The sequence below is a fragment of the Streptomyces sp. SID3212 genome, from assembly GCF_009865405.1.
Taxonomy (GTDB): domain Bacteria; phylum Actinomycetota; class Actinomycetes; order Streptomycetales; family Streptomycetaceae; genus Streptomyces.
The window spans coordinates 1-10519 of the sequence record NZ_WWJY01000179.1 but is presented as its reverse complement, the minus strand read 5'-3'; the positions used below and the strand labels follow the sequence as shown (position 1 = coordinate 10519).

Here is a 10519-nt window from a genome sequence, read left to right as displayed (position 1 = left end):
ACCGCGTCCCCCCTCGCCGGACGGCGCCACCGTCTCCGGCGGCAGGGCGGGCCGCTTCTGGTCCGCGCGCCGGATCCCCGCCGCCGTGGCCGCCGCGATCATCCTGGGCGCCGCCGGGCTGGTGCTGTACGACGTCGCGGCGGTACGGGCCGGGCACCACGCGATGTACTGGCGCCGCAGACTGGCCGAGGAACTGGCCGAACAGCCGCTCGACGAGACGTGGCTCATGCTCTCCGCCTGCGTGGCGATGGCACTCGGTGTCTGGCTGATCCTCCTCGCCCTCACCCCGGGACTCCGCGCCCTGCTGCCGATGCGCCGCGAGTTCGCCCACGTACGGGCCGGGATCGACCGGTCCGCCGCCGCGCTGGTGCTGCGCGACCGGGCCCTGGAGGTCTCGGGCGTGCGGTCCGCGCGGGTCCGGGTGCGCCGGCGCAAGGCACGGGTCCGGGCGCTGGCCCACTTCCGTGAACTGGACGACGTACGGGCCGATCTGGACAGCGCCCTCGGCGCGGGCCTGGGGGACCTGGGTCTGGCCAGGCCGCTGGCCCTGTCGGTACGGGTCCGCAGGCCCAAGAAGAAGGGGTGACCGGATGAGCCGGCGCGGCGAGAAGCGCGGGACGGACCGTCAGGAGAAGAAGGAGCAGAAGGAACAGAAGCAGTGGCGGGCGCGGCAGGCCAAGAAGGCGAAGCACGAACAGAGCGAGAGGAAGGCCGGCCACGGCCACGGGGGCGCGTCCAGGCCCGGCCGTACCGGCGGGGTGTTCCGGATCGTCAACCGCGTCCTGCTCGGTCTGCTCGGTCTGGTGCTGCTCCTCGCCGGGGGTGTGGTGGTCGCCCAGGGGCAGGGCTGGTCGGTGCCCGGCTGGTGGCCGTACAGCGGACCGCACGACGTCCTGCTGACCCGGCACAACCGGCAGCGCTACCGCGACGACGGCTGGTGGTGGCCGGTGATCATCGCCGCCCTCGCGGTCATCGTGGTCCTCACCCTGTGCTGGCTGCTGGCGCAGTTCCGGCGGGCGCGGCTGGCCGAAATCCTCGTCGACAGCGGCGACGGTGAAGGCGCGCTGCTGCGCGGGCGGGCGCTCGAAGGGGTGTTGGAGAGCGAGGCGGGGTCCCTCGATGGGGTGGCTCGTGCGCGCGCCAGGTTGACGGGCCGTCGTACGGCGCCCGCCGCGCGGGTCCAGCTCCTGCTGGAACCGCACGCCGATCCCGGCGGGGCCATGAACCGCCTGACGGGCGAGGCGCTGGCCCACGCGCGCGGCTCGGCGGGGCTGGAGGCGCTGCCGGCCGAGGTCAGACTGCGGGCCGCCAAGCATCGCCCCGAGAGAGTGAATTGACGGAGAGTGATCGACCGGTAACGCATCTGGCGTCTCTCTGGCACCATTCGTCCCATGGTTTCTGATTCTCCCGTTGACTGGTCCCCTGGATCACCGATAGGGCTATACGGCGGCCCGGAGCGGCGGCCGGATTCTCCGTGGCCCGTTTCGGCCGGTGATCCGTGCGGCGGCGGTGGTCCGTGTGACAACAGGGAAACGGCGACGACAGTGATGTGACGGGGTTACAGCTATGGCAAGTGGTGCCACTGCCGGTCCACGGCGGTGTGAGTGATGCCCGTTCCGTGGTGGCGGCAGAAACGGCGGGCCGAGAGCGCCCTGGCCGAGGCGCAGTCCGTGTTCGACGCGCGGCTGGCGTACGGCGAGAGGCTCCAGCAGGACCGGGTGGCCGCGCTGGAGGGCGAGATCGCCCGGCTGGGCGCGGAACTGGCCGGGAAGGACGACCTGCTGCGGTCGGTCGTCGCCGAGGTGCGCCACACGGCCGCCACCCGGCTGCCCGAGCTGGCGATGGCCACCGCGCACCCCCATGTGGTGGTCCCCGGGCTGCGCGACGAACAGCTGGCCGGCACCGAGGTGGACGTGTCGCTCGGTCAGGTGCTCGCCCAGGTGCGGCAACTGGTCGTGGACGAGCGGGTACGGGGCGACGACGCGGCCAAGGCTGTGATGCGCGGCGTCATGGGCAAGCTCCAGGCGCTCCACTACCGGCAGCAGACCTTCCTCCAGCGCATGCAGGAGCGGTACGACCATCCGGACGTGGCCGAGGACCTGGTGCGCCTGGACGAGCTCAACGAGCTGAACCTCCGGCTCGTCCAGGGCCTCGCCGTGATGTGCGGGAGGTGGCCGGGGCTGGCCCGGGGGGACTCGCCGGTGCAGGGCATCGTCAAGAGCGCTGCCGGGCGGGTGGTCGGCTACCAGCGGATCGCGCCGCCCAGCTACCACGTCCGCGGCCGGCTCGGGGTGGTGGCCCGCGCCGTCGAACCGCTGGCCATGGTCCTCGCCGAACTGCTCGACAACGCGCTCAGCCACTCCCCGAGCAACATCGACATCGAGGTGGAGGTGAAACACGGCGCGAGCGGCTGCACCTTCTTCATCACCGACTGGGGACTGGGCATGGAGGCGGACGAGCTGGCCCGGGCGAACGGGCTCGCCGCCGGTGACCTGGCGCTGCTCTTCACCGAGCTGGAGGGCGAACCGCCCGGCATCGGCCTGCCGGTGGCCGGTGCCATCGCCCGGCAGTACGGCCTGCGCACCGTCCTGGAGCGGGCCCCGTACAGCAACGGGCTGCGCGCCGCCGTCCTCGTACCGGAGTCACTGCTGATCATGGTCAAGGAGGACTCGGTGGCGCCGAGCACGGTGTCACCGAACGTGCCCTCCCCCCGCGTTCCGATCCTGGGCGACGAGGAGCCGCTTCCCGTGCATGTTTCCGCGTACACCCCCGCCACGGGTCCGGGCGGTCTGCCCCAGCGCAGGGGGATGCGCGCCCGGGCGGCCGGCGCGGCCGGCGTCCCCGACGCGCCCGGTGTGCCGGATCCCAGCCCGGCGGAGAACCAGAGCCGGTGGGCCGCGGTCCAGTCCGGCACGGCGGCCGGCCGCGCCGCCCCGGACCAGCCCGACCACCCCTCCGAAGAAGGACAGCCATGATGATCGATGGACGCCGTGAGCCGAAGCTCCGGACGACGGACGAACCGATGTCGTGGGTGCTCGAACCGCTGATGGACATCCCGCACGTACGGCACGGTGTGGTCCTCGCCTCCGACGGCCTGGTGCAGGGGCGCTCCACGAACCTGCCCCGGGTGGACGCGGAGGGCGCCTCGGCGATGCTCGCCGGCATCATCTCCTCGTCCCGCGGCCTCCTCGGCGCCTTCGCGGGCTCCGACGGCCCGGAGGACGTACGGCAGGTGGTCGTCGAGGGCCACCACGGCTACGTGTTCCTCACCGGCGCCGGCCGGAACGCGGTGATCGCCGTCTACACCGACACCGACGTCGACCTGGGCGTCGTGGCGCACGAGGTACAGGTCCAGGTGAAGAAGCTGGGCCGCGCCATGAGCACCCCGGCACGCCAGCACGGGAGCGGCGCCGTGGGTGCGGTGTCATGACTCCGGAACGGGCGTCGAGGCCGCTCGTACGGCCCTACGTCGAGACCGGCGGCCGGGCCAGGGCCGAACGCTGCGCGCTCGAACGGATCACCCTGCTCCACCGCGTCGGCGGCGAACTCCCGCGCGGCCTGAGCGACAAGCAGCGCGAGGCCATGGAGCTGCTCAGGGCCGGTGCCCTGTCCCTGGTGGAGACCGCCTCGTACCTGCGCCTGCCCGTCTCGCTGTCGAAGGTCGTGCTGGCCGACCTCATCGCGGCGGGATGCCTCAAGGCCCGCCCGCCCGCGCCCATCGCGGCGCAGCACGACCCCGAGATGCTGAGAAAGGTGCTCGATGGACTTCGCCGGGCCAAGTCCTCTCCGTGAGGCCCCGCACAGCCCGCCCCCGGCCCGCCTGCCCGAGAACGCCCTGATGCTCAAGGTGGTGGTGGCCGGTCCGTTCGCGGTCGGCAAGACGACCTTCGTCAGTGCCGTGTCCGAGATCCAGAGCCGGCACACCGAAGAGCTGATGACCCAGGCCGGCGCGCTGGTCGACGACCTGGACGGGGTCGACGCCAAGACCCACACCACGGTCGGCACCGACTTCGGCCGGCTCACGCTGGACGACCGCCTCGTCCTCTACCTGTTCGGCAGTCCCGGGCAGAAGCGGTTCCGCGTCCTGTGGGACGACATCGTCCGGGGCGCTCTGGGCATCCTGGTGCTGGTCGACACCGGCAGGCTGGACGCCGCGTTCGAGGTGATGGACATGGTGGAGGCGGCGGGGCTGCCGTACGTCGTCGGCGTCAACCGCTTCCCCGCGTCACCGGTCCACTCGCCGGACGACGTACGCGTGGCGCTCGACCTGCCACCGGGCACCCCGGTCGTCGGCATCGACGCCCGGGACCGCGACGCGTGCCTGGACGCACTGATCACGATGACCCAACACGTCCTGTCCCCGCTGGAGATGGTGTGACCACCCCGCTGACGTCCGACCTGCCCCGGCTGTACGGCCCCGAGTTCGCCGCCGACGCCTACGGGATCTACCGGCGGCTGCGCGGCGAGGGCAAGGTGGTGCCGGTCGAGTTCGCCCCCGGGGTCCCGGCCATGCTGGTGACGGACTTCGACACCGCCCTGGAGGTCCTGTACGGCACCGGCCTCTGGTCCAAGGACCCGCGCCCCTGGCAGACGTCCCACATGCCCGCCGACTCGCCGCTGCTGTCCATGCTGGGCTACCAGCGCAGCCCGATGTTCACCGACGGCGAGGAACACGCCCGGTACCGGGGGGCGGTCTCCGACAGCCTCGGCCGCTTCGAGCCGCACGTGCTGCGCGGCATGGTGCGGCGGAGCGCCGACCGGCTCATCCAGGGGTTCGCGGCGCGGGGGGAGTGCGATCTGGTCGCGGAGTTCGCGATGGGGCTGCCGGTCCTGCTGTTCAACGAGATGTTCGGCGTGCCCGACCGGGAGAGCACGCGGCTCGCCACCTCGATCGCCGCGTTCACGAGCGCGCACCAGGAGCAGGCCAAGGTCGCCTGGGACGCCTATCTCGGGTACATCGGCGAGCTGGTCGACCTGAGGGTGCGCGAGCCGGGCCAGGACCTGACGTCCTGGCTGCTGTCGCATCCGGCGCGGCTCACCCGGCAGGAGGTCGTGGAGGAGCTGCTGCTCTTCGTGGGCGCGGCGTACGAGCCCACCAGCGGGCTGATCGCCAACAGCCTGCACCGCATGCTGACCGACGACCGGTACTACAGCACGCTGACGGACGGGGCCCTGACCGTCCACGACGCGCTGCGGGTGGTGCTCTGGAAGCAGGCGCCGGTGGCCAACTACGGGGCCCACTACCCCCGTCAGGACACCGTGCTGGCGGGGGTGCCGGTCCCGGCGCACAGCCTGGTGCTGATCTCCTTCGCCGCGATCAACGACGGGCTGGCGCCCGAACGGCCCGAAGAGGCGGGGAACGGGGGCCGTTCGCATCTGGCGTTCTCGGCGGGGCCGCACGCCTGTCCGGCGAAGGATCCGAGCGTGCAGATCGCGGTGACGGCCGTGGAGCGGCTCACGTCGTGGCTCCCGACGCTGGAACTGGCCGTCCCCGCCGCGGAGATCGTATGGCGCCCGACGGGCTTCCTCCGCGCCCTGACCCGCCTCCCGGTCCGCTTCACCCCGATCCACCCGGACCAGGAGGGAACGACCCCGTGGACGTCCCCGGCGTCGGCGTAGTCCTTGAGGCGCGGACGGCTCCGCCGTGTCCTCCATCGCCGGACGGGCTGAACAGGGCCACCCCGTCGAGCCCGTCCGGCGATTGAGGACACCCTGCGGAGGTCTCGCACCCGCGTCAGACCCGTACCCCGGAAGCCATGCGCCCCGGAAGCCATGCGCCCTACCGTGCCGTGCCACCCCTGGCCAGCAGCACCGCGGTGCCCACCAGCCCGATGTGGCTGAACGCCTGCGGGAAGTTGCCCAGTTGGCGCCCCGCCACCGGGTCGTACTCCTCCGACAGCAGTCCCACGTCGTTGCGCAGCTCCAGCAGCCGGGCGAACAGCTCCTCCGCCTCGTCGTGCCGCCCGGTCATCCGCAGCGCGTCGGCCAGCCAGAACGAGCAGACGAGGAACGTGCCCTCGCCGCCCGGCAGTCCGTCCACCAGCGGGCCCTCGGTGCTGTAACGCCGGACGAACCCGCCCTGCATCAGCTCCTCCCTGACCGCGTCGACCGTGCCCACGACCCGGGGATCGTCCGGCGGCAGGAAGCCCACCTGGGGGATCAGCAGGGCCGCCGCGTCCAGCTCCGCGGAGCCGTACGACTGCGTGAAGGTGTTCCGTACCGGGTCGTACCCCTTCGCGCAGACCTCGTCGTGCACCTCGTCCCGCATCGCCCGCCACCGCGCCACGTCCCCGGGCAGCGACGGGTCGTCCTCCAGGGTCCGTACGGCACGGTCGGCGGCCACCCACGCCATCACCTTCGAGTGCACGAAGTGCCGGCGGGGGCCGCGCACCTCCCACAGCCCCTCGTCCGGTTCGCGCCACCGCGACTCCAGGAAGCCGAGCAGGCTGAGCTGGAGCTTCCACGCGTGCGAGGTCGCGGGCAGACCCGAGGCGCGCGCCAGGTGGAGGGAGTCCATGACCTCGCCGTACACGTCGAGCTGGAGCTGTTCGACGGCCTCGTTGCCGGTACGGACGGGGGAGGACCCCTCGTACCCCCGCAGCCAGGACAGTTCGGTCTCCGGCAGCCGGCGCTCGCCCCCGACCCCGTACATGATCTGGAGGTCCGCCGGATCACCGGCGACCGCGCGCAGCAGCCAGTCGCGCCAGGCCGCTGCCTCGTCCAGGTAGCCGGCCGACAGCAGGGCGCCCAGTACCAGCGTCGAGTCGCGCAGCCAGCAGTAGCGGTAGTCCCAGTTCCGCACCCCGCCGATCTCCTCGGGCAGGGAGGTGGTGGGCGCGGCGATGATCCCGCCCGTCGGGGCGTAGATGAGCGCCTTGAGCGTGATGAGCGAGCGCATGACGGCGTCCCGGTGCGGCCCGTCGTACCGGCAGCGCGCGGACCACTCCCGCCAGCCGTCCAGGCTCTGTTCCAGTGCCTCGTACGGATCGATCAGGTCGGGGCGCTTCTTGTGGGAGGGGTGCCAGGTGAGGACGAACGCCACCTTCTCGCCGGCGCCGACGGTGAACGACGAGAACGTGGTGAAGTGCTGGCCCCACGTCTTGACGTGCGGCTCGCTGCGCAGCCACACGGAGTCCGGGCCCGCGACGGCGACCCGGTGGCCGTCCGAGCGGCGCATCCAGGGCACGACCGAGCCGTAGTCGAAGCGCAGCCGCAGGGTGGACCGCATCTCCACCGAGCCGCTGAGGCCCTCCACGATCCGCACGATGTCGGGTGCGGTGTCGCGCTGCGGCATGAAGTCGGTGACCTTGACCGAGCCGGTACGCGTCTCCCAGACGGATTCCAGGACGAGCGTGTCGTCCACGTAGGAACGCCGGGTGCTGTCACCGGCGTCCTTGGGGGCGATCCGCCAGTGGCCGTTGTCCTCGTCGCCGAGCAGCGCCGCGAAGCAGGCCGCCGAGTCGAAGCGAGGAAGGCACAGCCAGTCGATGGAGCCGTTCCTGCCGACCAGGGCGGCGGTCTGGAGATCGCCGATGAGCGCGTAGTCCTCGATGCGTGGAGTCACTCTGGGCCTGTTCCCACGTCAACGGGGGGTTAGGCCCGGCCCGGAGGCCCTGTCCGCACGATCTTCACGGGCCGGACGGATCTTCACCGGGTCAGACGGATGCCGGGGACGGCTCGGGGGCGTCCTGCTGTTCCGCGTCGGAGTCGGAGTCCGCCGCCGCCGCGCGGTCGCGCTTCTCCCGGCGTACGAGTACCACGAAGCCGACCGGCACCCCGGCGGCGAACAGCCACCACTGGACCGCGTACGCCATGTGCGGGCCGATCGAACCGTCGTCGGGGTCCGGGATCTGCTGGGGGGAGCGGCCGGCCGGGACCGGCGAGGTCAGCTCGACGTAACCGCCGAGGACCGTACGGTCCAGGTACGCGGCCTGCTCCTTGCTGTTGATCAGCATGACCTGGCGGGGCGGCAGGTCCCGCAGGTCGCGGATGCCGCTGCCCTTCGTCGTCTCGTCGGCCTTGAGCCGGCCCGTGATCGTGACCTCGCCCGAGGGCGGGGCCGGGATCTTCGGGAAGGCCCGCTGGTCGTCGCCGGACGGGATCCAGCCCCGGTTGACGATCAGCGCGCGGCCGTCGTCGAGGATGAGCGGGATCAGCACGTGGTAGCCGACCTGCTCGTCACTGGACGTACGGCGGCGGACGACCACCTCGTGGGCGGTGTCGAAGCGGCCCGTGGCGGTGACCCGGCGCCAGTAGTCGGAGTACGGGACGGTGTGCCCGGGCGAGGTCAGCTCCGTGACCGGGACGGGCTTCGCCTTGAGGTTGTCCGAGATCAGCGTGTTCTGGGCGACCTTGTGCTCGTGCCGGTGAAGCTGCCAGAAACCCAGCTCGATCATCGTCGGGATGAGCGCGAGCGAGAGCAGGGCGAGAATCACCCACTGCCGGGTGAACAGGAAGCGGTACACGCCATCGACGGTACCCGCCGGGGGCCGGGGGCCGGACGGCGGGTACGAATCGGTCACCTGTCCGGGGAAGCGGCGGCGTCCGGGACGGCCCCCGCGCCACCGGCGGGCGCCACGTCCCGCAGCAGCTGGGTGAAGGCCGCCTCGTCGACGACCGGCGTGCCGTACGACACCGCCTTGACGGTCTTGGACGTCGAGGACTCCGGGTCGTTGGTCACCAGCAGACTGGTCAGCCGGGACACACTCGTCGCGACGTGCAGCCCCGCCTCCACCGCCCGGTCCTCCAGCAGTTCCCGGTCGACGGACGTGTCGCCCGAGAACGCCACGCGCATCCCCTGCACGAGCGGCTTGCCCGTCTCGTACCGCCCCGGGTTCGGATACGGGCAGGACGGGCGCTTGCGTGAGGGCCGCCAGGTCGACTGGGCCGCCGGACGGTACGACGACTGGTGGCCGATCCGGGGGCGCGCGGGTGTGTCCGACCACTCCGTGAGCGGTAGGCATTCCAGGAGCGGCAGCCGTACGCCGTCCCGCGCCGCCGCGTGCAGGCTCGGCCGGAACGCCTCGGCGAGCACCCGCGCGTCGTCCAGCGCGTGGTGCGCGCGCTGCTGCACCACGCCGAAGTGCGCGGCCAGCGACTCCAGTTTGTGGTTGGGCAGGGGCAGGGCCAGCTCCTTGGACAGCGCGATCGTGCACAGCCGCTGCCGGGTGGGCGCCGCGCTCCCCGCGCGGGCGTACTCCCGGGCGATCATCGACCAGTCGAAGATCGCGTTGTGCGCCACCAGCACCCGGCCCTCCAGGCGCTCGGCGAACTCGGCGGCGATGTCCGGGAAGAGCGGGGCGCTCTCCAGGACGTCGCTCGTCAGTCCGTGGATCCAGACGGGTCCCGGATCGCGCTCCGGGTTGACGAGCGTGTACCAGTGGTCCTCGACCTCGCCCCGGACGTCCAGGCGGTAGACGGCGGCGGACACTATCCGGTCGTCGCGGGCGAGGCCGGTGGTCTCCACGTCGACGACCGCGTACCCCTGCGGGTAGGCGGCCGGCCACATTGTCGCTGTCGTCTGGTCGTCGAGCATGGTCACAGAGAATACGGGCCGCGACTGACAGTGTGGTCGCCCGGGCGGCCCCGTGGCGGCGCGCGCCCCGCCGCCGGGCGGTCCGTCAAGTGCGGGTCGCTGTCGCGCCGGTGACGGACCGGGTGAGACTCTCGCCGGGTGACCGACTCCACCACCGCCCATGCCGAGCCCCACGGCGACGCCCTGGGGACCCGCCTCAACTGGCTGCGCGCGGCCGTCCTCGGGGCCAACGACGGGATCGTCTCCACCGCGGGGCTGGTGGTCGGCGTGGCCGGCGCCACCGACGCGCGCGGGACGCTGCTGACGGCGGGTCTGGCGGGCCTGTTGGCCGGGTCGATGTCGATGGCGACGGGGGAGTACGTGTCGGTCTCCACCCAGCGCGACTCGGAGCGGGCGGCGCTGGCCGTGGAGCGCCGCGAGCTGCGGGAGCAGCCGGAGGCCGAACTCGACGAGCTGACCGGGCTGTTGGCGGAGCGCGGCCTGTCGGAGAAGGTGGCGCGTGAGGCGGCGGAGCAGCTGACGGCGCGTGACGCGCTGCGCGCCCACGCCAGCGAGGAGCTGGGCATCGACCCCGACGCCCTGACCAACCCGTGGCACGCGGCGGGGGCGAGCTTCCTGTCGTTCACGGCGGGCGCCCTGCTGCCGCTCCTCGTGATCGTCCTGCTCCCGACGGCGGTCCGGGTGCCGGTCACGGTCCTGGCGGTCCTGGTGGCCCTCGCCCTGACGGGCTGGGGCAGCGCGAAGCTGGGCGCGGCCCCGAGGACACGCGCGGTGCTGCGGAACATGGGCGGGGGAGCGGTGGCCATGGGGGTGACGTACGGCGCGGGCGCGCTGCTGGGGGCGGCGGGGGTGTGAGGCGCCCACTTCCGTAGGAGGCGACCGGATGTGGGGACGCGCCCGGATGTGGAGACGCGACCGGCGGTGACCGGGGGCGCCGTCGTCGGGGACGGCGCGGTGGGCCTGTGCGCGGTGCCGGCCGCCCGG

The 10519-nt window shown here is 72.6% G+C and carries 11 protein-coding genes; 8 read left to right on the top strand and 3 right to left on the bottom strand.

What is annotated here, in order from left to right; genetic code table 11:
• The 7 genes from GT042_RS05400 to GT042_RS05370 form a co-directional block, all read left to right on the top strand.
• Positions 1-586: DUF6286 domain-containing protein (locus GT042_RS05400; protein ID WP_161307548.1), on the top strand; the 586-nt coding region annotated here is incomplete at its 5' end.
• A gap of 172 nt (positions 587-758) precedes the next feature.
• The gene (gene amaP, locus GT042_RS05395; protein WP_161307550.1) at positions 759-1337 is read left to right on the top strand and encodes an alkaline shock response membrane anchor protein AmaP; all 579 of its coding nucleotides are present in this window, start codon (positions 759-761) and stop codon (positions 1335-1337) included.
• A gap of 270 nt (positions 1338-1607) precedes the next feature.
• Complete coding sequence (locus GT042_RS05390) at positions 1608-2975, top strand: ATP-binding protein (RefSeq protein WP_161307547.1); 1368 nt, start codon at positions 1608-1610, stop codon at positions 2973-2975.
• Positions 2972-3430 (top strand): roadblock/LC7 domain-containing protein, encoded by a 459-nt coding sequence (locus GT042_RS05385; RefSeq protein WP_237530489.1) that lies wholly within the window; start codon positions 2972-2974, stop codon positions 3428-3430. Before GT042_RS05390 ends, GT042_RS05385 begins: the two co-directional genes overlap by 4 nt.
• Entirely contained in the window at positions 3427-3792 is a 366-nt protein-coding gene (locus GT042_RS05380) for a DUF742 domain-containing protein (RefSeq protein ID WP_161307546.1), read from the top strand. The genes GT042_RS05385 and GT042_RS05380 overlap by 4 nt, the downstream gene beginning before the upstream one ends.
• 46 nt (positions 3793-3838) lie before the next feature.
• Entirely contained in the window at positions 3839-4378 is a 540-nt protein-coding gene (locus tag GT042_RS05375; RefSeq protein WP_237530491.1) for an ATP/GTP-binding protein, read from the top strand.
• The gene (locus GT042_RS05370; RefSeq protein ID WP_161307544.1) at positions 4375-5619 is read left to right on the top strand and encodes a cytochrome P450; all 1245 of its coding nucleotides are present in this window, start codon (positions 4375-4377) and stop codon (positions 5617-5619) included. The genes GT042_RS05375 and GT042_RS05370 overlap by 4 nt, the downstream gene beginning before the upstream one ends.
• Before the next feature lie 160 nt (positions 5620-5779).
• Here the strand turns inward: GT042_RS05370 and GT042_RS05365 are convergent, their stop codons facing one another.
• From GT042_RS05365 to GT042_RS05355, 3 genes are all read right to left on the bottom strand, one after another.
• Complete coding sequence (locus GT042_RS05365; RefSeq protein ID WP_161307543.1) at positions 5780-7564, bottom strand: glycoside hydrolase family 15 protein; 1785 nt, start codon at positions 7562-7564, stop codon at positions 5780-5782.
• Between the two features lie 91 nt (positions 7565-7655).
• Positions 7656-8465 carry an SURF1 family protein gene (locus GT042_RS05360; protein ID WP_161307542.1) on the bottom strand — a complete coding sequence of 270 codons (810 nt, stop codon included), beginning with the start codon at positions 8463-8465 and terminating at the stop codon, positions 7656-7658.
• Between the two features lie 53 nt (positions 8466-8518).
• Positions 8519-9541: a DEDDh family exonuclease gene (locus tag GT042_RS05355; protein ID WP_161307541.1), complete on the bottom strand. Its 1023-nt coding sequence runs from the start codon at positions 9539-9541 to the stop codon at positions 8519-8521.
• Positions 9542-9673: 132 nt separating this feature from the next.
• On the opposite strand from GT042_RS05355, the gene GT042_RS05350 reads away from it, so the two are divergent.
• Positions 9674-10390, top strand: coding sequence for a VIT family protein (locus tag GT042_RS05350; protein WP_161307540.1), 717 nt, complete (start codon positions 9674-9676; stop codon positions 10388-10390).
• The last annotated feature ends 129 nt before the right edge of the window (positions 10391-10519 follow it).